This is a genomic window from Streptomyces qaidamensis (genome assembly GCF_001611795.1).
Lineage (GTDB): Bacteria > Actinomycetota > Actinomycetes > Streptomycetales > Streptomycetaceae > Streptomyces > Streptomyces qaidamensis.
The window spans coordinates 3,733,234-3,759,457 of sequence record NZ_CP015098.1; the positions used below are offsets into that span (position 1 = coordinate 3,733,234).

At 71.5% G+C, this 26,224-nt stretch carries 18 protein-coding genes, 1 tRNA gene and 1 pseudogene; 11 read left to right on the plus strand and 9 right to left on the minus strand.

Features of this window, described 5'->3' with window-relative positions:
- Positions 1-140 precede the first annotated feature (140 nt).
- A complete protein-coding gene (gene mfd / locus A4E84_RS16325) occupies positions 141-3,674 on the minus strand; it encodes a transcription-repair coupling factor (RefSeq protein ID WP_062927287.1) in 3,534 nt (1,177 codons plus the stop codon).
- Between the two features lie 373 nt (positions 3,675-4,047).
- On the opposite strand from mfd, the gene A4E84_RS16330 reads away from it, so the two are divergent.
- A complete protein-coding gene (locus tag A4E84_RS16330; RefSeq protein ID WP_062927288.1) occupies positions 4,048-5,481 on the plus strand; it encodes a DUF2079 domain-containing protein in 1,434 nt (477 codons plus the stop codon).
- A 177-nt stretch (positions 5,482-5,658) separates the two neighbouring features.
- Here the strand turns inward: A4E84_RS16330 and A4E84_RS16335 are convergent, their stop codons facing one another.
- Positions 5,659-8,238, minus strand: coding sequence for an ABC transporter permease (locus tag A4E84_RS16335; protein ID WP_062927289.1), 2,580 nt, complete (start codon positions 8,236-8,238; stop codon positions 5,659-5,661).
- Entirely contained in the window at positions 8,235-9,023 is a 789-nt protein-coding gene (locus A4E84_RS16340) for an ABC transporter ATP-binding protein (protein WP_062927290.1), read from the minus strand. The genes A4E84_RS16335 and A4E84_RS16340 overlap by 4 nt, the downstream gene beginning before the upstream one ends.
- Positions 9,024-9,492: 469 nt before the next feature.
- Here A4E84_RS16340 and A4E84_RS16345 point away from each other — a divergent pair, with 469 nt between their 5' ends.
- The 3 genes from A4E84_RS16345 (at position 9,493) to A4E84_RS16355 (ending at position 12,161) form a co-directional block, all read left to right on the plus strand.
- On the plus strand, positions 9,493-10,986 hold the full coding sequence (locus tag A4E84_RS16345; RefSeq protein WP_062927291.1) for an MFS transporter: 1,494 nt from the start codon (positions 9,493-9,495) through the stop codon (positions 10,984-10,986).
- Positions 10,987-11,008: 22 nt separating this feature from the next.
- The gene (locus A4E84_RS16350; RefSeq protein WP_062927292.1) at positions 11,009-11,524 is read left to right on the plus strand and encodes a GNAT family N-acetyltransferase; all 516 of its coding nucleotides are present in this window, start codon (positions 11,009-11,011) and stop codon (positions 11,522-11,524) included.
- A 142-nt stretch (positions 11,525-11,666) separates the two neighbouring features.
- Entirely contained in the window at positions 11,667-12,161 is a 495-nt protein-coding gene (locus A4E84_RS16355; RefSeq protein ID WP_062927293.1) for a hypothetical protein, read from the plus strand.
- A 38-nt stretch (positions 12,162-12,199) separates the two neighbouring features.
- Here A4E84_RS16355 and A4E84_RS45945 read toward each other — a convergent pair.
- A pseudogene (locus A4E84_RS45945) lies at positions 12,200-12,313 on the minus strand (IS982 family transposase); the annotation flags it as partial.
- Between the two features lie 423 nt (positions 12,314-12,736).
- Here A4E84_RS45945 and A4E84_RS16365 point away from each other — a divergent pair.
- Together A4E84_RS16365 and A4E84_RS16370 are read left to right on the plus strand one after the other, a co-directional pair.
- Complete coding sequence (locus A4E84_RS16365) at positions 12,737-13,186, plus strand: DUF485 domain-containing protein (RefSeq protein ID WP_062927295.1); 450 nt, start codon at positions 12,737-12,739, stop codon at positions 13,184-13,186.
- A gap of 29 nt (positions 13,187-13,215) precedes the next feature.
- Positions 13,216-14,796 (plus strand): sodium/solute symporter, encoded by a 1,581-nt coding sequence (locus A4E84_RS16370; RefSeq protein WP_062931471.1) that lies wholly within the window; start codon positions 13,216-13,218, stop codon positions 14,794-14,796.
- Between the two features lie 124 nt (positions 14,797-14,920).
- Here A4E84_RS16370 and A4E84_RS16375 read toward each other — a convergent pair whose 3' ends face one another.
- The 4 genes from A4E84_RS16375 to A4E84_RS16390 all read right to left on the minus strand — a co-directional run bounded on the left by A4E84_RS16375 (position 14,921) and on the right by A4E84_RS16390 (position 20,620).
- Entirely contained in the window at positions 14,921-15,808 is an 888-nt protein-coding gene (locus A4E84_RS16375; protein WP_062927296.1) for a hypothetical protein, read from the minus strand.
- Positions 15,809-15,962: 154 nt separating this feature from the next.
- Positions 15,963-16,424, minus strand: coding sequence for a carboxymuconolactone decarboxylase family protein (locus tag A4E84_RS16380; protein ID WP_062927297.1), 462 nt, complete (start codon positions 16,422-16,424; stop codon positions 15,963-15,965).
- 177 nt (positions 16,425-16,601) lie between these two features.
- Positions 16,602-19,607 carry an SUKH-4 family immunity protein gene (locus A4E84_RS40775; protein ID WP_079128986.1) on the minus strand — a complete coding sequence of 1,002 codons (3,006 nt, stop codon included), beginning with the start codon at positions 19,605-19,607 and terminating at the stop codon, positions 16,602-16,604.
- Between the two features lie 8 nt (positions 19,608-19,615).
- A complete protein-coding gene (locus A4E84_RS16390; protein WP_062927299.1) occupies positions 19,616-20,620 on the minus strand; it encodes an SMI1/KNR4 family protein in 1,005 nt (334 codons plus the stop codon).
- A gap of 397 nt (positions 20,621-21,017) precedes the next feature.
- Here A4E84_RS16390 and A4E84_RS16395 point away from each other — a divergent pair, with 397 nt between their 5' ends.
- Both A4E84_RS16395 and A4E84_RS16400 read left to right on the plus strand, forming a co-directional pair.
- Complete coding sequence (locus A4E84_RS16395) at positions 21,018-21,620, plus strand: YwqJ-related putative deaminase (protein WP_062927300.1); 603 nt, start codon at positions 21,018-21,020, stop codon at positions 21,618-21,620.
- A 78-nt stretch (positions 21,621-21,698) separates the two neighbouring features.
- On the plus strand, positions 21,699-22,193 hold the full coding sequence (locus A4E84_RS16400; RefSeq protein ID WP_062927301.1) for an SUKH-3 domain-containing protein: 495 nt from the start codon (positions 21,699-21,701) through the stop codon (positions 22,191-22,193).
- A 25-nt stretch (positions 22,194-22,218) separates the two neighbouring features.
- On the opposite strand, the gene A4E84_RS16405 is transcribed toward A4E84_RS16400, so the two are convergent.
- Positions 22,219-23,517 (minus strand): sensor histidine kinase, encoded by a 1,299-nt coding sequence (locus A4E84_RS16405; RefSeq protein ID WP_062927302.1) that lies wholly within the window; start codon positions 23,515-23,517, stop codon positions 22,219-22,221.
- 168 nt (positions 23,518-23,685) lie between these two features.
- On the opposite strand from A4E84_RS16405, the gene A4E84_RS16410 reads away from it, so the two are divergent.
- The 3 genes from A4E84_RS16410 (at position 23,686) to glmU (ending at position 26,216) form a co-directional block, all read left to right on the plus strand.
- Complete coding sequence (locus tag A4E84_RS16410; protein WP_062931472.1) at positions 23,686-24,546, plus strand: hypothetical protein; 861 nt, start codon at positions 23,686-23,688, stop codon at positions 24,544-24,546.
- Between the two features lie 14 nt (positions 24,547-24,560).
- A tRNA-Gln gene (locus A4E84_RS16415) sits at positions 24,561-24,633 on the plus strand.
- 134 nt (positions 24,634-24,767) lie between these two features.
- A complete protein-coding gene (gene glmU / locus A4E84_RS16420; RefSeq protein WP_079128987.1) occupies positions 24,768-26,216 on the plus strand; it encodes a bifunctional UDP-N-acetylglucosamine diphosphorylase/glucosamine-1-phosphate N-acetyltransferase GlmU in 1,449 nt (482 codons plus the stop codon).
- Positions 26,217-26,224 lie beyond the last annotated feature (8 nt).

The following is a 26,224-nucleotide window of genomic DNA, read 5'->3' on the forward strand; positions in this document are numbered from 1 at the left end:
GGCCTGCCACTCCGGGGCCGTCCGCGGAGACCCGGACACATCTCCTGCGGGCGGCTTCCCATGATCTCCTGCGGGCGGCGTCCCCTGTCCGCGCCCCGGCCGTGCCGTCCGGCCGGACCTGCACGGCCTGCGCCCGGACTTCAGGACCCCAGCACCGATGTCAGGAACTCCCCCACCCACGCCAGCAGTTCCCGGCCGACCAGCGGCTTTCCGCCCACCTTCGCCGTCTTCGGGCGCGGCACCAGCACCTGATGCGTCGTCGGCTTGATGACGACCCCGGGGTACAACCGCTTGACCCGCAGCTCCTGCGACTCGCGCAACTCCACCGGCGCGAACCGGATGTTGTTGCCCTGCAGCACGATCTCGCCGACGCCGCACGCGCGCGCGAACATGCGCAGGCCCGCCACGAGCAGCAGGTTCTCCACGGGCTCGGGCAGCTTGCCGTAGCGGTCGACGAGCTCCTCGCGGACCGCCTTGATGTCCTCCTCGGAGTTGGCGGAGGCGATGGCGCGGTAGGCCTGGAGACGGAGGCGCTCGCCGGGCGCGTAGTCGTGCGGGACGTGCGCGTCGACGGGCAGCTCGATCTTGACCTCGAGCGGCGGCTCCTCCTCGATCTCGCCGGTCTCCAGCTGGCGCCGGTAGTCCGCGACCGCCTCGCCGACCATCCGCACGTACAGGTCGAATCCGACGCCCGCGATGTGGCCCGACTGCTCGCCGCCGAGGAGGTTGCCCGCGCCGCGGATCTCCAGGTCCTTCATGGCCACGTACATGCCGGCGCCCATCTCCGTGTGCTGGGCGATCGTCGCGAGCCGCTCGTGCGCGGTCTCCGTCAGCGGCTTCTCCGGCGGGTAGAGGAAGTAGGCGTAGCCGCGCTCGCGGCCCCGGCCGACCCGGCCGCGCAGCTGGTGCAGCTGGGACAGGCCGAAGTTGTCGCCGCGCTCCACGATCAGGGTGTTGGCGTTGGAGATGTCGATGCCGGACTCCACGATCGTCGTGGACACCAGCACGTCGAACTTCTTCTCCCAGAAGTCCACAACGACCTGCTCCAGCGCGGACTCCGACATCTGCCCGTGGGCGGTGGCGATGCGCGCCTCGGGGACGATCTCGCGCAGCCGGGCCGCCGCGCGGTCGATCGACTCGACGCGGTTGTGGATGTAGAAGACCTGTCCCTCGCGCAGCAGTTCACGGCGGATCGCGGCGCCGATCTGCTTCTCCTCGTAGGGGCCGACGAAGGTGAGCACCGGGTGGCGCTCCTCCGGCGGAGTGGTGATCGTCGACATCTCGCGGATGCCCGTGACCGCCATCTCCAGCGTCCTGGGGATCGGGGTCGCGGACATCGTCAGCACGTCGACGTTCGCGCGGAGCTTCTTGAGCTGTTCCTTGTGCTCGACGCCGAAGCGCTGCTCCTCGTCGACGATGACCAGGCCCAGGTCCTTGAACTTCGTCTCGGACGAGAACAGCCGGTGGGTGCCGATGACGATGTCGACCGAGCCCTCGCGCAGTCCCTCCAGGACGGCTTTGGCCTCGGTGTCGGTCTGGAAGCGGGAGAGGGCCTTCACGCTCACCGGGAACTGCGCGTACCGCTCGCTGAACGTCCCGAAGTGCTGCTGCACCAGCAGGGTCGTGGGGACCAGGACGGCCACCTGCTTGCCGTCCTGGACGGCCTTGAAGGCGGCGCGGACCGCGATCTCGGTCTTGCCGTAGCCGACGTCGCCGCAGATCAGGCGGTCCATCGGGACCGTCTTCTCCATGTCCTCCTTGACCTCGGCGATGGTGGTGAGCTGGTCGGGCGTCTCCGCGTAGGGGAAGGCGTCCTCCAGTTCGCGCTGCCAGGGGGTGTCCGCCCCGAAGGCGTGCCCGGGGGCGGCCATGCGCGCGCTGTACAGCTTGATGAGGTCGGCCGCGATCTCCTTGACGGCCTTCTTGGCGCGGGCCTTCGTCTTCGTCCAGTCGGCGCCGCCGAGGCGGTGCAGGGTGGGGGCCTCGCCGCCGACGTACTTGGTGATCTGCTCCAGCTGGTCGGTGGGGATGTAGAGGCGGTCGCCGGGCTGGCCGCGCTTGGCGGGGGCGTACTCGACGACCAGGTACTCGCGGGTGGCGCCCTGCACGGTGCGCTGCACCATCTCGATGTAGCGGCCCACGCCGTGCTGCTCGTGGACGATGTAGTCGCCCGGCTCCAGGGTGAGCGGGTCGATGGTCTTGCGGCGGCGGGCCGGCATGCGGGCGCCCTCGCGGCCGGACGCCTTCTGGCCCGACAGGTCCGTCTCGGTGAGGACGGCGAGTCTGAGGGTGTCGTCGACGAAGCCGTGGTCGATCGAGCCGCATGCCACGTGCACGACGGAGGGGGAGATCTCGGCGAGGTCCCCGTCCAGGCGGGCGGCGATGCCCTCGCTCCCCAGCACCTCGACCGTGCGGGCCGCCGGGCCGTGGCCCTCGGTGACGAACACCGCGCGCCAGCCGTCGGCGAGCCAGCCCTTGGTGTCGGCGAGGGCCTTGGCGGTGTCGCCCCGGTAGGTCTCCGGGGCGTGCATGCCGAGCTTGAGGGTGTCTCCGTCAAGCTCCTCGTCGGCGGCGAACGGCGACACCGACCACCACATCATGTCCAGCTCGCGGGCCCGGTCCCGGACGTCCGCGATGGACCACAGGGAGGCCGCGTCGACGTCGATGGGCGCCTCGCCGCCACCGGCGGTGGCCGCCCAGGAGGCCTGCAGGAACTCCTGTGAGGTGGCCACGAGGTCCGACGCGCGCGTGCGGACCCGCTCCGGGTCGCACACCACGGCCATGGCGCCCTTGGGCAGCACGTCGAGCAGCAGCTCCATGTCGTCGACGAGGACCGGCGCGAGGGACTCCATGCCCTCCACGGCGATGCCCTCGGCGATCTTGCCGAGCAGTTCACCGAGCTCGGGGTGCTGTTCGGCCAGGGCACGCGCGCGCGTGCGAACGTCCTCGGTGAGCAGCAGCTCGCGGCACGGCGGCGCCCACAGGCCGTGATCGGCGACTTCGAGGGAGCGCTGGTCGGCGACCTTGAAGTAGCGGATCTCCTCGACGTCGTCGCCCCAGAACTCGACGCGCAGGGGGTGCTCCTCGGTGGGCGGGAACACATCGAGGATGCCGCCGCGTACGGCGAACTCGCCGCGCTTCTCGACGAGCTCCACGCGCGCGTACGCCGCTGCCGCGAGGGCTTCGACGATCTCGTTGAGGTCGGTGCTCTGCCCGGCCCTCAACGAGACCGGCTCCAGGTCGCCGAGGCCCTTGACCTGCGGCTGGAGCACGGACCTGACGGGCGCCACGACGACCGAGACGGGGCCGGTCTCGGGGTCGTCGGGGCGGGGGTGGGCCAGGCGGCGCAGCACGGCCAGGCGGCGGCCGACGGTGTCACTGCGGGGGCTGAGCCGCTCGTGCGGGAGCGTCTCCCAGGACGGGTACTCCACGACCCCCTCGGCCGGGAGGAGGGAGCGCAGGGCCGCGGCCAGGTCCTCCGCCTCACGGCCCGTCGCCGTGACCGCCAGCACCGGGCGGCCTGTCTCACGGGCCAGGGCGGCGACCGCGAAGGGCCGGGCCGCAGGGGGGCCGACCATGTCGACGTGCATGCGGTTGCCGTCTGCGGCCGCCCTGATCGCTTCCGCGAGGGCGGCGTCCTTGACTACGGCGTCGAGCAGACCGTGCAGGCTCATTCGGGGCTTTCCGTCCAGGGGGTGGGCGAGTCGACGGGCGGGGGTGGGCAAGTCGAAAGCAGAGGGTGGGCAAGACGACGGGCCTGACGCGCGCCGCGGGCCGGGGGTCTCCAGCGTACGACGATGCGCGCCCGCGCGGCGGGCCTGTGGATAACGCCCGTTCTCCCCGGGGCGAACAGCCGCCCTGTCCGGCGCGGCCCCGGGAGGGCGCGCCGGACAGGGGAAGTCCCGGCTCCCACGGCACGCCGGCGGCCACGTGGGGATTCGGCCGCCCAACCTTCACAACATCATCCCCACCCGTTGTTTCCGCCCCGGCATGATCGGCCGGACGTCCTTCAGGCCGTTCCCCGCACCCCTTAGGGGTCCTTTCCCTATGCCCGTCCAGGTCTCGCAGCCCCGCATACCGGCGCCGGTCGCCCGCCCCCGGGGCGACCGGCAGCCCGGCCGCGTGCGAGCTGAGCCCTGGGCCCTCGCGGCCGTGCTCTTCGCCGCCTACACGGTCGTCTCCGTCGGCCGCTACCGGCACATGGCGACCCTCTCCTGGGACCTGGGCATCTTCGAGCAGGCCGTGCGCGCCTACGCGCGGCTGCGGGCGCCGGTGGCCGACCTCAAGGGGCCGGGGTTCGTCATCCTCGGGGACCACTTCAGCCCGGTGACCGCGCTGCTCGCGCCGGTGTACCGGCTCTTCCCCTCGCCGGTCACGCTGCTGGTCGCGCAGGCCGCGCTCTTCGCGCTGTCCGCCGTGCCGGTGACGCGGGCCGCCACCCGTCTCCTGGGTGGTCGCTGCGGGCTCGCGCTCGGCCTCGCGTACGGGCTGTCGTGGGGCATCCAGCGCGCCGTCGACTTCGACTTCCACGAGATCTGCTTCGCCGTCCCGCTGATCGCCTTCTCCCTGGAGGCCCTCCTCGCGCGGCGCCCGCGCGCGGCCCTGGGGTGGGCGCTTCCCCTGGTGCTGGTGAAGGAGGACCTGGGGCTGACGCTGACCGCGATCGCACTCGTCGTCGCCTGGCGGGCGCGCGGTTCGTCACCGCGGACGGTCCGGTACGCGCTCGCCATGGCGGTGTTCGGCATGGCGGCGACCGTGCTCGTCCTGACGGTGGTCGTCCCCGCGTTCAACACCTCGGGCGGCTACGACTACTGGAGCAAGGTCAGCGGTGCGGGCAGCCCCTTCGACGGTGCCGGCAGCAAGCTGCGCACGCTCGCCTGGCTGCTGGTCCCGACCTCGGGCCTGCTCGCGCTGCGCTCCCCGCTGCTGCTGGTCGCGCTGCCGACGCTCGGCTGGCGGTTCCTCTCCGGCGACGAGCACTACTGGGGTACCGACTGGCACTACAGCGCGGTCCTGATGCCGGTCGTCTTCCTCGCCCTCGCCGACGCGCTCCCGGCGGTTCACCGCGGCACGCGCGCGTGGCTGCGTTCCTACGCCGCTCACCTGCCGGCCGCCGTCGCCGCGGCGGCCCTGGCGCTGACCACGTCACTGCCGCTGGCGCAGCTCACCGAGGCCGAGGTCTACCGCAGGCCGGCCGCGGTGTCCGATGTGGAACGGCTACTGGCGCGGATTCCCGACGACGCCACGGTCGAGGCCAACATCGGCCCGATCAGCCGCCTCACCGCGCGCTGCCGGGTCTTCTGGCTGGGCGACACGCGGGGTGTCCTCCCCGACTACATCGCCCTGGAGAACATCGACGGCAGGTACCGCGACCCCGTGGGGTACGCCCGGACGCTGCATCCCCTCGCCGAGTACGCGGTCGCGGGCGAGGCGGCCGGGTACGTGGTTCTGGAGCGCCGGACGGCGAGGGCCGGTGTCTGACGCAGCGGGGGCATCGCACCCGCCCCGCATGGGCCCGCCCCCTGAGTGACTCGCCGGCACGGCGCGAAGCACACCCACCCCGTCCTGCAAGCCGTCGGGCCCGCCCCGGAGGCGGAGACCTCCGGGGCGGGCCCGTCCCCCGCAACCCCCGTGTGCGGTGGTCTCGGGCGCCTCCGGCTACTCGGTGGCGATCGCGTTGAGGACGTTCATCCGGCCCGCCCGGAACGCCGGGATCAGGGCGGCGAACAGGCCCACGAACGCAGAGCCGATGAAGACGCCGATGATCGTCGGCCAGGGGATGTCCAGGACCATCAGGCCCTCCAGGGCGAGCAGCTGCTGTGCCGTGGCGCCCCAGCCCATGCCCAGTCCGAGGCCCAGCAGGGCACCGAAGAGGGCGATGACGACCGACTCCATGCGGATCATGCGGCGCAGCTGGCGGCGGGAGAGGCCGATGGCCCGCATCAGGCCGATCTCCCGGGTGCGCTCCACCACCGACAGGGCCAGGGTGTTCACCACGCCCAGGATGGCGACGATGATCGCCAGGGCCAGCAGGCCGTAGATCATGTTGAGCAGCTGGCCGATCTGGTCCTTCAGGGCCTGCTTGTAGTCGGTCTGGTCGCGCACGGTGTACTGCGGGTAGTCGTGCAGCGCCGTCTTCAGGGACTTGTAGGCGGCGTCCTGCTGCCCTTCCTTGGCGCTGGCGAAGACCAGCGAGTCCAGCGGCATCTTGTCGGCCGGGACGTACTTGGCCATCGTCGAGATGGAGGTGTACATCGCGCCCGCGTCGATCACGACGTCGCTGCTGGTGATCGCCCGGACCGTCAGGTCGGCCGCGGAGCCGTCCTTGAAGGCGACCTTGATCTTGGACCCGAGGCTGATGCCGTGGTCCTTGGCGAACTTCTCGTGGACCGACATCGAGTCGGGCTTGTAGGCGTCGGGGAGCTTGCCGGCGACGGTCTCGGTGCGCAGGTCGGTGGCGTACGACGGGTCGGCCGCCGTGATCGCCGTGTCCTTGAGCGTCTTGCCGTCCGGGGTGGTGAAGTCGGCCTTGGTCCACTTGTACTCGGTGACCCGCGCCAGGTCCGGCGACGACTTCACGGCCTTGACCGCCTGCGGGGTGACCAGCTGGCCGCTGTCGGACTGGATGATGAAGTCCGTGCCGACGGTCTTGTCGAGCTGGTCGGTGGCGGACGCCACCATGGAGGAGCCGACCACGGACAGGCTCGCCACCAGGGCGAGGCCGATCATCAGCGCGGCGCCGGTCGCGCCGGTGCGGCGCGGGTTGCGCAGGGCGTTGCGCTCGGCCATGCGGCCGACGGGGCCGAACATGCGGAGCAGCACGGCGCCCAGGACGCGGACCACACCGCCGGCGAGCAGCGGGCCGATGACGACGAAGCCGATCAGCGTCAGCACGACGCCGAGGCCGAGCCACAGGGAGCCGTCCTTGGCCTTGTCGGCCGCCGCGGCGAGGTAGAGGGCGAAGCCGCCGGTCCCGGTGAGGACCGTGCCGATCGCGGCGCGGATCCAGCCGGCCTTGGCGTCCGCGGGGGCTCCCGCGTCGCGCAGGGCGGCCATCGGGGAGATCTTGCCGGCGCGCCGGGCGGGCAGGTAGGCGGCCAGCACGGTGACGACCACGCCGAGGACGAGGCCGACCACCGGGGTCGTCCAGGCCACCGTGAGGTCGTCGGTGGACAGTTCCATGCCCATCTGGCCCATGAGCTTCATCAGGCCGACGGCGAGGCCGACGCCCGCGCCGACGCCGAGCAGCGAGCCGACCACACCGAGCAGCAGCGCCTCGGCCAGCACGGAGCGGTTGACCTGCTTGCGGGAGGAGCCGATGGCCCGCATCAGGCCGATCTCCCGGGTGCGCTGGGCGACCAGCATGGAGAAGGTGTTGATGATCAGGAAGATGCCGACGAGGAAGGCGATCCCGGCGAAGCCGAGCATCGCGTACTTCATGACGTTCATGAAGCCCGCCACGTCCTTCTGACCGGCGTCGGCGGTCTCCTTGGCCGTCTTCACCTGGAAGCCGCCGCCGAGTTCGGCCGTGACGTTCTTCTTCAGCTGTGCGTCGCTGACACCGGCGGCCGCGGTGACGTTGACGTTGGTGTAGACGTCGCTCTCGCCGACCAGCGACTGCTGGGCGGTCCTGGTGTCGAGGTAGAAGATCGCGGCGCCGGGGTTGGTCACGGTGAAGTCGGCGATGCCGGAGATCTTCGCGGTGTGGGTGCCGACGGCGCTGATGACGCCGATCTCGTCGCCGAGCTTCAGGTCGTGCTTGTCGGCGGTGTCGGCGTCGACCATGATCTGGTCGGCGCTCCTGGGAGCCGCACCGGTGGTGATCTTCATGGTGCGGGCCTCGTTGGCGTTCCAGCTGCCGACGACGGTCGGGGCGCCGCTGGAGGGCGACAGGTTGTCCTTGTCGGCGTCGACGACGGTGACCGAGGTGGAGAACACCGAGCCCTCGGCGGACTTCACGCCCTGCACCTTGCGGACCTCGTCCAGCACGGAGGCCGGCATGACCGGCGGCTTGCCGTTGTCCGCGGTCGTCTCACCGCCGTCGGAGGCCCCCTTGGCACTCACCGTCACGTCCGAGGACGTGGCAGCGAAGAGCTTGTCGAACGTGGTCGACATGGTGTCCGTGAAGACGAGCGTGCCGCAGACGAAGCCGACCGACAGCAGGACGGCGATCGCGGAGAGCGCCATCCGCCCCTTGTGCGCGAGGAAGTTGCGCATCGAGGTCTTCATGACGGTCATGACGTGCGCCCCCGGGCGTCGAAGTCCTTCATGCGGTCGAGGACGGCCTCCGCGGTCGGCTTGAACATCTCGTCGACGATGCGGCCGTCGGCGAGGTACAGCACCCGGTCCGCGTAGCTGGCGGCCACCGGGTCGTGGGTGACCATCACGATGGTCTGGCCCAGCTCGTCGACCGACCGGCGCAGGAAGCCGAGGACCTCGGCGCCGGCGCGGGAGTCGAGGTTTCCGGTCGGTTCGTCCCCGAAGATGATCTCGGGCCGGGCGGCGAGCGCCCGCGCCACGGCGACGCGCTGCTGCTGGCCGCCGGAGAGCTGGGTGGGCCGGTGCTTGAGGCGGTCGGCGAGCCCGACGGTCTCCACGACCCGGGTCAGCCACTCCTTGTCGGGCTTGCGGCCCGCGATGTCCATGGGCAGGGTGATGTTCTCGATCGCGTTCAGCGTCGGCAGAAGGTTGAACGCCTGGAAGATGAACCCGATCCGGTCCCGGCGCAGCCGCGTGAGCTTCTTGTCCTTCAGGCCGGTGATCTCGGTCTCGTCGAGGTAGATCTGGCCGTCCGTCACGGTGTCGAGCCCGGCCAGGCAGTGCATGAGGGTGGACTTGCCGGATCCCGAGGGGCCCATGATCGCGGTGAACTGGCCGCGTGCGATGTCCACGTCGACGTGGTCGAGGGCGACGACACGGGTCTCACCGGATCCGTACGCCTTCACGACCTGCCGCGCCCGCGCGGCAACGGCCGTACGCCCTCCAGTGCCCCCGTGCCTGGGAATGGTTACAGCCGAAGTCACGGTATGTCTCCTATATCGGTCAGCAGATGGTGAAGACGGTCGCCCGGCGGCAACCGCTGTGCGCGGTGCCGGACCTGGAACCGGTCCGGCGTGTTTCAGTCTCGCGGCGGGGAGGGGTCCCGCGCCCTGGTGTTCAGCGCAGTCTTTTGCTGTGGAAAACCCCACCCCCGCAGGTGTGCCAACCGCCCCCCGGCGGCGTAAAGCCAGGTTAAGGACGGGCCCCTGCCCGTCTCGTCCTCCGCCGGTACGAACCCTCCCCAGGTCGTAGTACGGAGGTACCCCTAGGGGCAGTCCACCGAAGGGTGGAGTCCGTCTCAGGGTCGGCTCCACCCGTGGGCTCACTCAGGCTCCACCCTCCCGCTGCGTCAGGGTCAAGTGGGAAGCTGTCCGCGGCAGGTAGGTGCAAGGGGCAGACATGAGCGACGGGCCCGGGGGCGAGGGTGTGGCCGGGGCGAGGGGGAGGGCCGGGGTGGGCAGCACCAGTTCCGCGGAACGTGAGGCCGCACGACCCGCCGCGGCCGGCCGGCGCGGAGCCGTCGTCGCGGCGCTGATGCTCTCGATGGCGCTGGCGGCGCTCGACGCGACCATCGTCTCGACCGCCGTCCCGCAGATCGTCGGGGACCTGGGCGGTTTCTCCGTCTTCTCCTGGCTGTTCTCCGGCTATCTCCTGGCCGTGACCGTCACCCTGCCCCTCTACGGCAAGCTCTCGGACACCTTCGGCCGCAAGCCGGTCCTCATAGCGGGGTCGGTGCTCTTCCTCCTCGGGTCGCTGCTGTGCGCGCTGGCCTGGAACATGGGGGCGCTCATCGCCTTCCGCATCGTGCAGGGTCTGGGCGGCGGCGCGCTCCAGGGCACGGTGCAGACACTCGCCGCCGACCTGTACCCGCTGAAGGACCGGCCGAAGATCCAGTCGAAGCTGTCGACGGTGTGGGCGGTCTCCGCGGTCGCCGGCCCCGGGCTCGGCGGGGTGCTCGCCGCGTACGCGGACTGGCGCTGGATCTTCCTGATCAACCTGCCGATCGGCACGCTCGCACTGTGGCTGATCGTGCGTCACCTCCACGAGCCGGAGCGGGAAACCACTGCGCACGCGCGCGTGGACTGGGCGGGCGCGCTCGCGGTGTTCGCCTGCGGCGGCGTTCTGCTCACCGCCCTGGTGCAGGGCGGGGTGGCATGGCCGTGGCTCTCGGTGCCCTCACTGGCCCTGTTCGGTACGGGACTCGCCCTGGTCGCGGTCGTGGTGCTGGTGGAGCGCCGGGCGGCGGAGCCGATCATCCCGGGCTGGGTGTGGCGGCGCCGTACGATCGCCGCGGTCAATCTGGCCCTGGGCGCGCTGGGCCTGCTGATGGTCGCGCCGTCGGTCTTCCTGCCCACCTACGCCCAGTCGGTGCTGGGCCTCGCGCCCGTGGCCGCCGGATTCGTCCTGTCCGTCTGGACGTTGAGCTGGCCGGTGTCGGCGGCGCTGAGCCAGCACGTGTACCGCAGGATCGGCTTCCGCAACACGGCGATGCTGGGCATCGGCACGGCCTCACTGATCCTGTTCGCGTTCCCCTTCCTGCCCTACCCCGGACAGGCCTGGCAGCCGACCCTGCTGATGCTGCTGCTCGGCGCCGCGCTGGGCCTGTTCCAGCTGCCGCTCATCGTCGGTGTGCAGTCGACGGTGGGATGGGCGGAGCGCGGTACGACGACCGCGTCCGTGCTGTTCTGCCGCCAGACCGGCCAGACGATCGGCGCTGCGGTGTTCGGCGCGGTCGCCAACGGGGTGCTGGCCTCGCGGCTCGGCGGCGCGGGTGACCTCGACTCGGTGACGCGGGCACTCGACTCGGGCAGCGCGCCGGAGGCGACCCGGCGGGCCATCGCCGACGCCGTGCACGCGGTCTACCTTGGGGCGGCGTGCGCGGCGGCCCTGGCGTTCCTGGTGCTGCTGTTCCTCGCGCCCCGGAAGTTTCCGGTGCTGAAGGACTGAGCGCGTCCGTATCCTCGCGCCCATGGTGACCTTGGAGCCCTTACGGGCGGAACACGCGGACGCGTTGCTGGCCTTCGAGCGGGAGAACCGGGCGTACTTCGCCCGCACGGTGCCGGACCGCGGGGATGCCTTCTTCACGGCGACGGGGTTCGCCGCACGGCTTCGGGCGCTCCTCGACGAGCAGCACGCGCGCGTGTGCCGCTTCCACGTAGTCCTCGGGGAGGACGGCGAGCTGATCGGCCGGGTGAACCTGCTGGACCTGGTGGACGGGAGCGCCGAACTCGGCTACCGCGTCGGCGAACAGGCGGCCGGCCGGGGCGTGGCGACGGCAGCCGTGGCGCAGGTGTGCCGGCTGGCTGCCGCCGAATACGGCCTGACGTCCCTCACCGCGGTCACGACCCTGGACAACCCCGCTTCCATGAAGGTCCTGGCCCGCAGCGGCTTCATCCGGGTGGAGAACATCACGGTGAGCGGACGGCCGGGAGTCCGCTACGAGCGCCACCACCTCGACGCGGCCTCCGACAGCCCCTGCTACTAGACGAGTAGATCCGATGTGACGGTGGTCGCGGCCCGGCCGGAGCCTCATGAGCGCGCGACTGGAGAACTGGCCATACCGCTCCGTCCGGACGCCTCGTCGTCATGGTGTGGTGGTCTGCCGAGGCTATGAAGAGGAGGGGCTCATGACCGTCGAGCATCGATGGCTTTTGGACGAGACTCCCTGGCCCGAGCAGGCCACGCTGGTCTACGGCGAGATGGTGGAACTGGCGACGCCACACCCACCGATTCCGAAACTGGGCTGGCTTGGGCCGGATATCGTGGGTAACCGCGGTGTGATCGTCGCGTGTGTCATCGAGCAGGACGAGCGTGATGGCCACGTCGGACCGCTCTACGCGGTGGAGACCGAGGACGGCAGCCCCTGGAGGCTGCGGTCGGAGTTCCTGGTCTCCCGTGGAGGGCTTCATCCCGACATGCCGCCCCGCTATCGCAGCGACCTGCCCGAAGGAACTCGCGTCCGAATCCGCTTGGAGTCGGACACACTGGGCGCGACGACGGAAGCTGTCGGGGAAATCGCCGGGATTTGGTGGACGACGTCCTTGGAGCCGCCGAAGGGCTACATCGTCCAGGTTGGCGAGTACTCCCACTGCGTGACCCCGCAGCAGACCGAGGTCATCTGACTCGGCAGGAGCCTGCCTGCAATCACTGCCGAATGCCGTCAGTGGTCAAACGCGATCAGCGAGCGGGTGACGCGTTCACCGGTCTGGTGGTTGTGCCAGATCCCGGCAGTCATCGCCAGGACCCGCTGGGCCACCCGGATCGCGACGCCCTCGAGGTGACCGTCTCGGCACGACCGGTCGGCGGCGGATGGACCGTGCGGGCCGGCCAGGGACAGCGGGAGACACGCATACGCGTGCCGGCCGGAGGGAGGGCCGACGTCAACTTCACGACCCCCGCGGGGAGTTCGGTCCCGCGACGGACCGACCGGCGACCGGCCTTCCGGGCGACCGCCGACGATCACGCCGAAGTACCCGCGTCCGTGGCGCTGATCCACCGCGGTTGACGCACCGGGGAACCTCGAAAAGCCGAGTCACCGCGGGTAACACCCGAGGTCGGAAAGGTAAGCGCATACCGACCGATCAGTTTGCAGAAACCCTCGCGCAGGACCCCTACTCCGAAGTAGCGTGCGTGGCTCCCGCCCCCCACCTCCCTGCGGCCCGCCGCACCGGATCCCACCCGCGCAAGGAGAACCGGGATGTCCTACGACCCGTCCCCGTCCTACCCGTACCGGCCACCCCATCCACCCTCGTCCCACGATCCGTACACGTACGACACCTATCCCTGGGCACCGCAGGACGCTCCCGAGCCGGCCGGACGGCGCCCCCAACGCCACACCGCGCTCGGACACCACAGCGACCTGCGGGTATTGCGCAGCGCCTACCGCTGGCAGCGGCGCGTGGCCACGCTCACGGCACTCGGCTACTTCGTCCTGTTCCTGATCCTGTCGGCGTTCGCGCCCTCGTTCATGACGAGCACCGTCACCGACGGCCTGCCCACCGGCCTGCTGCTGGCGCTCGTCCAGGTTCCCGTGACCTGGCTCGCGGTCGCCCTGTACGAGCAGACGGCCCGCCGTCGCGTCGACCCGATCGCGGACCGGATACGCAGGCACGCCGAACTGGACGCGAAGCGGGAGGGAGCACGGTGAACACCGTCTTCAGCGGCAACGCCCAGGCGATGTCCCTCGTCGGCTTCTCCGCCGTCGCCACCATCACCCTGCTGCTGTGCGTGATGACCGGCCCGGACCGGGACGACCTGGACGAGTTCTACACCGGCTACAGCTCCCTGTCCCCCATGCGCAACGGCCTGGCGATCGCCGGTGACTACATCTCCGCCGCGACCGTCCTCGGCACCGGCGGGGTCATCGCCCTGTTCGGCTACGACGGGATCGTGCTGGCACTGAGCACGGCCCTGTCCCTGATGCTGCTGATGTTCCTGCTGGCCGAACCGTTGCGCAACGCGGGCCGGTTCACCATGGGCGACGCACTGACCCGCCGGATGCCGGGACGCGCCGTCCGTATCGCCGCCTGCGCGGTGACCCTGGCCGCACTGGTGCCGCTGATGCTCGTCCAGCTGGCGGGAACCGGGCAGTTGATGGCGTTCATCCTCGGCTTCTCCGGCGAGTCGCTGCAGACGGGCTGCATCATCGGCGTGGGCGCGCTGATGATCAGCTACGCGGCGATCGGCGGGATGAAGGGCACCGCCCTCATCCAGATCCTGAAGATCGTGATGCTGCTCGGCTCCGGCATGGTGGTCGCGATCCTGATCCTGAACCGGTTCGACTGGGACCCGGGAGCCCTGTTCGACGCGGCCGCCCGGAACAGCGGCGTCGGCTCGGCGTTCCTCTCCTCGGGCCTGCAGTTCGCGGGCGGCCCCAGCCCCGACCTGGACATGATCACCGCGCAGCTGACGGTGGTCCTCGGCGGTGGCGTCCTGCCGCACGTCACCATGCGCATGTACACGGCCTCCAGTGCCCGGCAGGTGCGGCGCTCGATGTCCTGGGCGGTGTCGGGTGTGGCCCTGTTCGTGCTGGTCATCACGGTCGTCGGCTTCGGCGCGACCGCGCTGATCGGGCGGAAGCTGATCGCGCAGGTCGACCCGCAGGGCAACACGGCGTATCTGCTGGGCTCGCAGGCCGCGTTCGGGCGGGACGTGTCGTCGGCGGAGACGTTCCTGTTCACCACCGTCACCACGGCGGTGTTCCTCACACTGCTCGCCTCCGTCGCCGGCATGATCCTGGCCTGCGCCAACTCCCTCGCGCACGACGTGTTCGCGGCCCGGGTGCAGGAGATGTCGCCGCGGCGCGAGATGACCGTGGCACGGCTGTCGGCCCTGGCCGTGGGCATCCCCGCGATCCTCCTGGCCACCCAGGTCCAGCACCGCAGCCTGCAACCGCTGGTCACGCTGTCCTTCTGCCTGGGCGCCTCGGCCATCGCGCCCGCGCTGGTCTACAGCCTCTTCTGGCGCCGCTATACGCGAACGGGCCTGCTCAGCACCCTCATCGGCGGCTCCCTGGCCGTCCTGGTGCTGATGCCGGGCACCAACCTGGTCTCGGGCTCACCCGTCTCGGCCTTCCCCGAAGCCGACTTCAACTGGTTCCCGTTCACCACCACGGGCCTGCTCTCGATACCCCTGGGCTTCGCCTGCGGCTGGCTGGGCACGATCGCCTCCGGCCGCCGGAAGTCGGAGGAGCAGCGCCACCAGTACGAGGCGGTGGAGGGCTGGATCCTGGCGGGCGCGGTACGCAGGGACAACTGAGGCGGAACCCCGGCCGCCGGCGCGTCACCCGGGACCGGCGACGGCGGCGACGGGCGGCAGCGGCGCCGACCGCGCGCCGAACGGCAGGTGTGCACCCGTCGGCGGTGTCACTCCGCCCACGGTGTCACTCCGCCGCCGCCCGTCCCGCCCACGCCGTAAGGCTGGTGTGGACGCGGTCGATGTGTGCGAGGGCGTCGTCTCGTTGCCCGGCGTGCATGCGGAGGAGCCGGTCCGTCTCCGCCTCCGCGGCGTCCGCGTGCTCCCGCGCCCGGGCGACCAGCTCCGCCGCACGGGCGTGAGCCTCTTCCTCCAGATCGCGGGCGGAGTCCTCGGCGGCGGCGAAGGTTCGCTCGGCCTCGGACAGTTCTGCCTCGGCGCGCGCCACCGCCTCGTCGTGGTGCGCGTCGAGGGCCGCTTCGCGGGCGGCCTCCTCCCGCTCCGTCTCCGCCCACCGCTCGGCGCGTTCCTTGTCCTGCTCGGCCAGCATCCCGGAGGTGCGCTGCCGCATCTCCCGCAAGGCGGCCAGGGCCTCGCCCCGCTCTTCCTGCGCCTCGCACCGGGCCGCGCCCAGAGTCTCGTCGGCCTCGGCGTGCGCGGCGAGCAGCCGCTGCCGGGCACGCTCGTCGGCGTCGGCGCGTACGGCCTCGGCATGCGCCCGAGCGGATTCGCGCACGCCGGCTGCGGACGCCCGCGCCCCGTCCACGAGTTGGCGCGCCTCTTCCCGCGCCCCCTCCCGTACGGCCGCGGCCTCCTGCTCGCCGAGTTCGAAGAGCCGGCGTGCCCGGTCGCCGAGCGTCTCGTAGTTCTGCGGGGCCAGCCGGGTCGCAACCTCGCGCAGCCGCGCCACTTCCTCGTCCATCCGCCGGGCGAGCACCGTCAGGCGGGCGGCTCTCTCCCAGGCCGCGTCCCGGTCCGCGGAGAGGGCCTCGGCGTACTCGTCGACCTGCTCGGAACGGTAGCCACGCCCCCGCACGGCCGTGAAGCCGTGCGGTGACGCCGTCGCGCCGCTCATCCGGACCCCTCTCCACCACAGTGACGTGAAGTCGCGTGAAGTCGCGTCAGAAATGGGATGATTCAGCGCACATCTTGGTGGATCAGACGGAAGTGTTCATAACGCGACACTCCGCTCGGAGCGCAGGGCCTCGCGGCCGGACGGGCGGCGATGGTCAGCCCCAGGTGGTGCCCGCGGGCTCCTGGATCGTCGTGTTGATGCGGTTGAACATGTTCGTGACCGCGACGGTGAGGATCAGCGCGGAGAGTTCCTTCTCGTCGAAGTGGTCGGCCACCTCGTCCCACAACACGTCGGGCACCGACTCGCCCGAGAGGTCGGAGAGCCGCGTCATCGCCTCCGTCAGCTTCAGAGCTGCGCGCTCGGCGTCCGAGAAGAAGGGCGCGTGCCGCCAGGCGGCGACGGCCGCGATGCGCTCCTCGCTCACCCCGGCCTTGCGGAGGTTGGCGACGTGCCCGTGCACGCACGCACCGCAGCCGTTGATCTGGCTGGCGCGCAGCCCGACGATCTCCGCCACGTCCTGTGCCAGGCCGCCCTCCCCGATCGCCTGGAAGAGGGTGCCGATGCCCTTCATCGCGCCGGAAAGGACGTACGCCGGGTTCGTCATCCGTGCCTGCATGATCTCTGCCTCCTGTGTCGGCGGTGCGTCGTGCGTCGCTGTCACTGCACTGACGGACCGGCGGAGGGAGGTGTGACAGCCCCGCGCGAAGAATCTTCGGCACGGGCATGAAAAGAGCCGGGCCCGGTCCTACGAGCGACCGAACCCGGCTCCTTGCGGCACCTCAGCGGCGACGGCTCACAGCAGTCCGTCCCACATCTGCTCCAGCAGCACCGACCACCAGCTCTCCGGCGAGCCCAGTGCCGCCGGGTCGAGCGCGGCCAGCTGGGCCTGGAAGTCGACGGTCCAGCGGCCCGCCTGCTCCTGGTTCAGCCCGAACCGCAGCCGCCACATCCGCCCGAGCAGCGCCAGGCAGCGGGCGAACTCCGGCAGCCCGGTGTTCACGAACTGCGGCGGCACGGGCGCCCCGCCCGGCCCCGCCTCCACCGGCACGGCGACGATGTTCGCCGTGCCGTACTGCACGCAGATCGCCTTGCCGAAGTCGCTGCCCATCACCAGATAGGAGCCCGCGTCCGAGGCCGGCTGCACACCGCGCTCGGCCGCCAGCTCCGCCAGCGTCGGAACCGGCCGCCCGGGCTGCGCCTGCGCCCAGAAGAACGGGCCCATGTCCATCGGCAGCCCGGCCGCCACCAGCGTGTGCGCCACCACCGGCGGCACACCCTGCCGCGACACGGCGGCCTGCTCGAACCGGAACACCCCCGGCCCGAACGCGGCCCCCAGTTCCTGCCCGATGGCCTCCGGCGGGATCGGCGGCACCGGCTGCACCGGCGGCAGCGGAGCGCGCACCGGAGCCGGACGCGCGGGGCCGTCCGCCACCTGGTGCAACTCGCCCTGGTGGGCCAGCAGCTGCTGCATGCCCTGCTGCCGGCTCGCGTGGTCGGTGCCGTACGGCGCGATGCTCGTGATGCGCGCCTGCGGCCACTGCTCCCGGATCATCCGCGCGCAGTACGCACCCGGCAGCTCGCACGACTCCAGCTCGGTGTGCAGCTCCAGCACCTGGTCCGGGGGCACGTTCATGGCCCGCAGCTCGTGGAAGATCTGCCACTCCGGGTGCGGAGTGCCCGGCGCCGAACGCCGGATCAGCTGCTGCTCGGACCCGTCCTGCGCGCGATAGCGCAGCACGGCCTGGTAGCCGGGGCCGACCGTCGGCTGCCCGGTGGGCTGCTGCGGATAGCCGTACGCCGGCGGCTGCCCGGGGACGGGCTGGCCCGGCGGCGGCATCGCGCCCGGAGGCATCGCGCCGGGCGGCATACCTGGAGGCACCGCCCCCGGCACCCCGCCGTGCGGCATGGGCGGCGGGCCACCAGGCCCGCCAGGTACTCCCGGTGCTCCCAGGGCTCCCGGCGCGGCGGGCGGCGCGCCGGGAGCCTGCGGCGGCGGAGGCACGCCGGGGCCACCCGCCGGCGGTGTGGCCAGCATGGTCTCCGCATGATGCACGGGGCCCGGGCCGCCAGGAACACCCGGAGCACCAGGGGCGCCGGGCGGCTGCGGCGCGCCAGGCAGATGATGGGCGCCGGGCGCTCCAGGAGGACCGGGCGGCTGCGGAGGCTGCGGCGCGCCCGGGCCCATCCGGCCGGGGTCGGCAAACATCGTGGCGGCATGGTGGACACCCCCCGGAGGCGTACCACCGGGGGCGCCGGGCGGCTGCGGCGCGCCGGGGGGACCAGGCGGCTGCGGCGCGCCGGGCGCATGCGGAGCCCCCGTCGGCTGTTGCGGAGGCAGCGGCGCACTCGGCCCCTGCGGAGAACCGGCCCCCGCAGAACCCCCGGGGCCACCGGGCACACCGGGACCTTCGGAACCAGGGCCTCCAGGCGTGCCGGGCGCTCCAGACGCTCCCGGAACTCCCGGCCCGTCAGGGCCGAGCGCCGACACAAGCTGCGTAGGCACGTAACCGCCCGCCGGAGTACCCGGAGCCCCGGGCCCCGACGGCGGGGGCGTGCTGCCCGGCCGCGCTCCCGGCGCACCGGGAGCACCCGGCGGAGGCGGCGTGGTCGGACCCGTGCCCCGCCCACGGCCCGGCGGCGGAGCCGCCTTGCTGGTCGCGGCGTCGGCGATGTCCCCGGCGTTGGGCGCGAGCGGCCGCTCCGGCACACCCGGACCGGCCGGGTCGGCGGGACCGGCGGCCCCGCCACCCGCCCCCCGCGGATAGCCGTACGGCTGCCCACCCGGCACCGGCGCAGGCGTACCGCCCTGCGGCACCCCACCGGGCGGCGTCCCCGGCACACCGGGCGCGGTGGCCGGACCCGAGGGGTAGCCGTAGCCCGGGCCACCCGCCGGGCCGGAGCCCGGGGCGTTCGGACCGTCCACCGCCGGCGTCACCGCGGTCGGCGGAAGCCGGCTGCCGCCCGACATCAGGGCCGTGTGCGCGTCGGGCGGCGTCGCGGGCGGCGGCGTGGCACCGTCGGCCTCGCTCAGCGGCGGCGCGAAGACCGTGGCGGGCAGCGATACCGAACGGTCGTCACCGGCATCTCCGTTGGTGTCCGTACCGGCCCAGGGCGTCGCTCCCTCCGGCACACCCGGCGCGGCGGAAGCACCCGGGCCGGCGGCCGAGCCGTCGCCCGCCTCCGGGTCACTCCCCCCGGCGGCCGGCCACGCCGTACCGCTCCCCGGCGCCACGGGAGCCCCCTGGGCGGGGGTCGCAGCGCCCCCGGCCGAGGCACCAGAAGTGGAACCGGAACCGGAAGCCGGCCCACCGGAAGAAGGCGGACCACCGGCGACACCGGCAGAGGCCGCGGGAGACGCAGGAACCGAAGGAGCCGCCGGAGCCGAACCCGTCTCACCGGCCCCCGCACCCCGCCGATCCGGAATCCCCAGCTTGTCCGCCGCATCCTGCAACCACTCCGGCGGAGTCAACAGGAAAGACGTCTGATTCAGATCCACCCGCGCGGCAGACGCCGCCGGTGCCGGCTCCTCCGCCGCGTCCGGACGGCCGTACTCCTCCTCGTACCGGCGGATCACCTCACCCACCGGCAGCCCGGGCCACAACGTCGCCTCACCGCTGTCCCGCGCGATCACCAGCCGCTGCGCACCACCGTCCGACCGCGGCCCGTCCGCCCGGTCCTCGGCCCACACCACGAACCCGAGATCGAACTCGCGCACCCGCACCTCACGATGCTGGTACGCCGGGAGATCCCCGTTGATCCACTCTTCCGCGCGCTCCTGCGCCTGCGCGAAGGTCACCATCGCCGACCTCACTCCCCCACGGCCGAGGACGACACCGCGCCCACCGGCACCACACGCGCGAACCCGCCGTCCACCATCAGGTTCGCCACCGTCTCCAACTCCGGCGGATTGCCCGCCAGCCGCGACAGGAAGACATCGAAGTCGTCCCCGCACGGCAGCAGCAGCCGCTCCACCCGCTCCGCAGGCGGCGTCGAGGGGTCCACGTCCCGCGCGTCGTCGTACGCGCAGAACCACACGGACCCGATGCGCTCGCCCTTCACCTTCACGGCCAGCAGCCCGCCCTGGACGAAAGCGACCCCCAGGTAGTCCTTGGTCAGATGGTCACGCAGACACTTGTTGACGTACACCAGGTCATTGACCGCGGCCTCGTCACGCACCGTGAAGAACGGCTGGTCCACCAGCAGCCCCAGCTCCGCGTCCAGCGCGGCACTCACCGGCGCACAGCCACCCGCCGCCTTCAGGAACGACCGGTACGCACCCGGCAGCCGATAGCCCAGCTCCTCCTCGACGCCCTGCACCTGCGACTCCGTCACCGCCACACCCGACTTCGGCAGCCCGAAGTGCGCCGGACGCGTCTCCTGCAACGGCCGCGTCCCCCGCTTGGAGTGGTCGACACCCGACGTCGCCACACCCCCGTGATGCCGCAGCAGCGCCTTCACCTCGACCGGCACCAGCTCCAGCCGCCGCGACCCCACCACGTGATGCCACGTCCAGCCGTGCGGCGTCGCCACCGCCGGCACCGTGTCCCACAACTCGTGCCCGGACGCCGACAACGCCATGTTCGCCGACACGTAGTCCGTCAGCCGCAACTCGTCGACGCCGAAACCCTCCGGCGGCTCCGCGATCTCCGCGGCCGCACGCGCGTAAGCCGAGAAGTCGGGGTAACCATGCTCATCGACCCGTACCCCTCTCGGGTGACGCGCCGCCCGGACCGGATCCGGGAAATGCACGACCTGCCCGGCGTAGGCCGCGTTCGGCGGCGCGGCTTGCTGCCCGAGCCGACCTGTCGTCATGGCGGTTGCCCCCTGCGGCACTCTGTACGACCCGTATTGCCCACCCTCGGCACACTACGACCCGTATCGACTGTCACGTCTTGTTTCTCGACTCCACTGCACCTCGGCGCACGTCACCGCACCTCACTGCACGCCCCGACCCCGCGGATCACCCTCCGGTTCACTGCATCGAACCCCGAACGGATCACCGCATCGCCCGCGGTGCCGACAGCCTATGCGGTACGACGACACCGGTCACCGGCGCCGGTCGGCACCCCCTCCGCTTCCGTGACCAGCCGTCACCCCACCGTGACGGCACCCCCCGCTCCGGGCGTGTCGCCGCGCCCCAGCTTCCGCACCAGCCACGGCATTTGGCAGTCTGTGACCCCCGGGGGGATGCACGGAGGGGAAGACGATCATGAACGCCACGCAGACGGGACCACACACCGGCCGGTCCGCCGACCCACGAAACGGCGACCCCAGAGGCGCAGCCCGCGACACCGGCCCCCTGGCCGGCGACCCACGAGCCACCGCCCCCCGCAGCGGTGACCCCCGCATCGGCTGGAGCACCACCGAAGCGGCCCCCACCCCCGCCCTCCGGCACCGCCGCGACGGCATCCTCCCCACCGTCGCCGCCGCCCTCTCCGTCCGCGGCGCCACCCTCACCGGCACCGCCGCCCGCGGCGACACACCCCCCACCCTGCACCCCCTCGTCCAGGACTTCCTCGACACCCTCACCAGCGCCCAACGCGACCGCTTCACCGGCCGCTGCGCCGAAACCATCCTCATCTCCCGCCACATCGCCGCCGCCGACACCGCCCGCAGCAAACGCGCCGCACGCAAACCCATGACCAACGGCGAGGCACGCAAAGCCCTCAAGCAGGCCAAACTCACCGCCCGACGCATCCGCGAGGACGGCGACCCCCTCCACGGCAGCTTCGCCACCCCCTGCCGCGCCTGCACCGCGCTCAGCGCCCACTTCGGGGTCCGCATAGTCGACCCGGCGTCCCAGAACGGCTGACGCCCACCCCCCCCCCCAGCACCACGGCAGCACGGCGCACCCTCACGCGCGCCATGACCTCGACGAGACGAAGGGCAGATGCACACCGACCGCACCTCCACCACCCGCTTCGCCGTACCCGTCGACGCCGCCCTGCGCGCCGCCGGCTGGCAACCCGGACGCTGGGACATCAAGCAAGCCGAAATCTGGGCCGACACACTGCGCGACCACGCCTCACCCGCAGGCCACCGCCACACCGTCTTCCCCGCCGCCGTCGAAGCCTGGGCAGAATTCGGCGGACTCCACATCACCCCCACCGGCCCCGGCCGCCAAGTCGCCCCCGCCAACCTCCACCTCGACCCGCTGCACGGCCTCCACATGGCCCGCACCCTCGCCGACCTCGGCCGCGCCCTCGGCACCGACGTCTGCCCCCTCGGCGCCGAAACCGACAGCCAGGCCCTCCTCGCCATCGACACCGACGGCCGCGCCTACACCCTCGACCACACCGGCGACTGGTACCTCGGCCCCGACATCGACCACGCCCTGGCCACCCTCATCACCGGCACCGAACCCGCACGCCTCACCACAGACTGACCCAGGGCCCCCACCCGCAACGGGGCTACGACGCCGGAATCACCGCCGACACCCGGAAACCCCCCGCATCCGTCGGCCCCGACACGAACACCCCGCCCAACGCCGACACCCGCTCCTTCATCCCCACCAGCCCGTTCCCCCCGGACGGCAACCGCGCCGAGGACCCCGCCTCCTCCGGCGGCTCGTTCTCCACCTGCATCGCGATCTCCGACACCCGATGCGCCAACCGCACATACGTCTTCGCCCCGGCCGCGTGCTTGTGGACGTTCGTCAACGCCTCCTGCACCACCCGATACGCCGTCTGCTCCACCAAAGGCGCATACGACCGGACATCCCCCTCCACCGACAACGCCACCACCATCCCCGCGGCAGCCGACTGCCCCACCAGCTCCTCGATCTCCGCCAGACACGGCCCCTCGTCATCCGCCGCCCGCGAAGCCGCCGCCGCAGCAGCCACCCCCACCGCCACCAACGGCACCGACGCGGCACGCTCCCGCCGCCCCTCCCCACCGCTGCGCAGCACCCCGAGCATCTCCCGCAGCTCCGTCAGCGCCTGCCGCCCCATGTCCCCCACCAGCGCGGCATTCTTCACCGCCTTCTCCGGATCCTTCCGGGCCACCGCCTGCAGCGCCGCCGCATGCACCACCATCAGACTCACCCGATGCGCGACCACGTCGTGCATCTCCCGCGCGATCCGCGTCCGCTCCTCGTTCCGGGCCCACTCGGCCCGCTCCTCCGCCCGCTCCGCGAGCAACTGAAGCTCCCGCTCCAGACTGTCCGCCCGCTCCCGCAAACTCTCCATCAACCGCCGCCGCGCCCCCACATACAGCCCGAGCAGCACCGGAGGCGCCGTGAAGCCCAGCGACATCGTGATCGCTGCGAAGGGCACGAACCAGTCCCCTATGTCCAGGTCCCCCCGCGACATGTCCTGCCGCGTCTTCACGAACGTCACGATCAGCGTCCCCACCAGCGACATCCCCGCCAGCGACGCGATGATCCGCCGGGGCAGCTCGGCCGCGGCCAGCGTGTACAGACCGACGACGCCCATCAGGAAGCCCATCTCGGCGGGCGTGATGGCGATCGACACCAGCACGACCGCGATCGGCCACCGCCGCCGCACCACCAGCACGGAACCGGCCAGCAACCCGAACACGACCCCCGCCGCCACCGGGATCCCCGCCTCCCGGGCGAACGGGATCCCCTCCAGCGCGCACTCCACCGCGGACACCACGGCCAGGCTCACATCGAACACGGCACTACGCCGCCTGGCCCACCACCAAGGCCCTCCCCGGGCCGTCACATGCTCTTCCCCCGTCGCGGTCATGCCTCCCAGCCTAAAGGCGCCCCCCGCGGGTTTTCCGGCGCATTTCCCGGACTGACCTACACCACACAGGGTGACCGTTCGGCTGCGAAACCACCCGATATCCCTCGAACTGCTGAATCGCTCACCGTTCGACCCTGGAACCCGTCATTCCGCCCGGACGGTATGCGTATGACACATGCACCCGGCAAGTACGCGGACTTCGAGCGACTACGGGAGAGGGCGGTGGCGCTACGCCGGCAGGGCCTCAGCCTCCGCCAGATCCGCGACGAGCTGAAGATCTTCAACAACGACATCCTCAACCAACTGGTCAAGGGCGAACCGCCCCCGGCCTGGACGAAGCGCCCCCGGGCGAAGGACGACCTCAGGGAGAGGGCGAGGGAGCTTCGTCTCCAGGGCTGGACGTACGACCAGATCCAGGTGGAGCTGGGGTGCTCCAAGAGTTCGATCTCGTTGTGGGTGCGGGATCTGCCGAAGCCGGAGCGTCGCGACCCGACGGAGCAAGCGAAGCTGGCCGCACGAAAGCGATGGGAGCACGAACTAGCGGTACGGGAGGACGCGCGACAGCGGACCAAGCGAAGGGCCGCTGAAGAGGTCGGCCAACTGTCGGAGCGTGAACTCTTCCTGCTGGGGGTCGGCCTGTACTGGGCCGAGGGGACCAAGGACAAACCCCATGCGCGGCGCGAGCGAGTCACGTTCGTCAACAGCGACCCGAACATGATTCGCGTGTTCCTCGCCTGGCTCGACCTGCTCGAAGTCGATCGCTCCCACATCACTTACCGAGTGATGATCCACGAGTCGGCTGACATCGAGGCGGCCGAGACGTATTGGGCAGAGATCACAGAGGCGCACCGTGACTCCTTCGGCAAGACGACAGTGAAGCGGCACAACCCGAAGACGGTGCGCAAGAACACCGGTGATGAGTACCGGGGATGCCTAGTACTCACGGTGCAACGTAGCGCGGAGCTGTATCGGCGCATCGAGGGCTGGTGGAGCGGCATCGTGGCCCATGCCGAAGCACGTCTCCGGTAAGGTCTGAGGCGCTGTCCCCCGTGGTGTAACTGGCAGCACACTAGATTTTGGATCTAGCAGGACAAGGTTCGAATCCTTGCGGGGGAGCCCATAGAACCGTTCACCTCAGTTCGGGTCCTGACCCACAACCCATCGGTCAGGACCCGCACCCATGCCCCCCACAAAACCCCCCGGTATCCTGCGGATGTCACCCCACCCCATCCACAGCCGAAGGGCATCCCGTGAGCGCCAACCGCCCGGCAGCCGTCGTCGTTCTCGCAGCGGGTGAGGGCACCCGTATGAAGTCGGCCACACCCAAGGTCCTGCACGAGCTCTGCGGCCGCAGTCTCGTGGGGCATGTGCTCGCCGCCGCCGGCGAGCTGAACCCCGAGCACCTGGTCGTCGTGGTCGGCCACGCCCGTGAGAAGGTCACCGCGCATCTCGGTGAGATCGCGCCCGACGTCCGTACCGCCGTGCAGGCGGAGCAGAACGGTACGGGGCACGCCGTGCGGATGGGCCTGGAGGAGCTGGGCGGGGCCGTCGACGGGACCGTCGTGGTCGTGTGCGGGGACACTCCCCTGCTCACCGGCGCCACCTTGCGGGCCCTCGCCGAAACGCACTCCGCGGACGGCAACGCGGTCACCGTGCTGACCGCCGAGATGCCGGACGCGACGGGGTACGGGCGGATCGTGCGGGACGACGCCACGGGTGCCGTCACCGCCATCGTGGAGCACAAGGACGCCACCGACGCGCAGCGGTCGATCCGTGAGATCAACTCGGGTGTGTTCGCGTTCGACGGGCAGCTGCTGTCGGACGCGCTGAAGAAGGTGCGGACGGACAACAGCCAGGGCGAGGAGTACCTGACCGACGTGCTCGGCATCCTGCGCGAGGCCGGGCACCGGGTCGGGGCGTCCGGGGCCGGCGACCACCGTGAGATCGCCGGGATCAACAATCGTGTACAGCTCTCCGAGGCCCGCCGGATCCTGAACGACCGGTTGCTGACGGAGGCGATGCTCGCGGGTGTGACCGTCATCGATCCCGCGACGACCTTCGTCGACGTCACGGTCACGTTCGAGCAGGACGCCGTCGTTCACCCGGGCACCCAGCTGCTCGGGGTGACGCATCTGGCGGCGGGTGCGGAGGTCGGGCCCAACTGCCGGCTGACCGACACGCGTGTGGGTGCGGGTGCGCGGGTGGACAACACCGTGGCCGTCGGCGCGGAGGTCGGTCCGGAGGCGACCGTGGGGCCGTACGCGTATCTGCGTCCGGGGACGCGGCTCGGTGCGAAGGGCAAGATCGGTACGTACGTGGAGACGAAGAACGCGTCGATCGGGGACGGGACGAAGGTGCCGCACCTGTCGTACGTGGGTGACGCGACGATCGGTGAGCAGACCAACATCGGTGCGGCGAGCGTGTTCGTGAACTACGACGGGCAGGACAAGCACCACACGACGATCGGTTCGCACTGCCGGACGGGCTCGGACAACATGTTTGTGGCGCCTGTCACGGTGGGGGACGGTGCGTATACCGCTGCGGGGTCTGTGATCACGAAGGATGTGCCGCCCGGTTCGCTGGCCGTGGCCCGTGGTCAGCAGCGGAATATCGAGGGTTGGGTGGCTCGTAAGCGTCCGGGGAGTGCGGCCGCGAAGGCGGCGGAGGCGGCTTCCCGGGAGTCGGCCGGCGAGGGCTGACCGGAAAC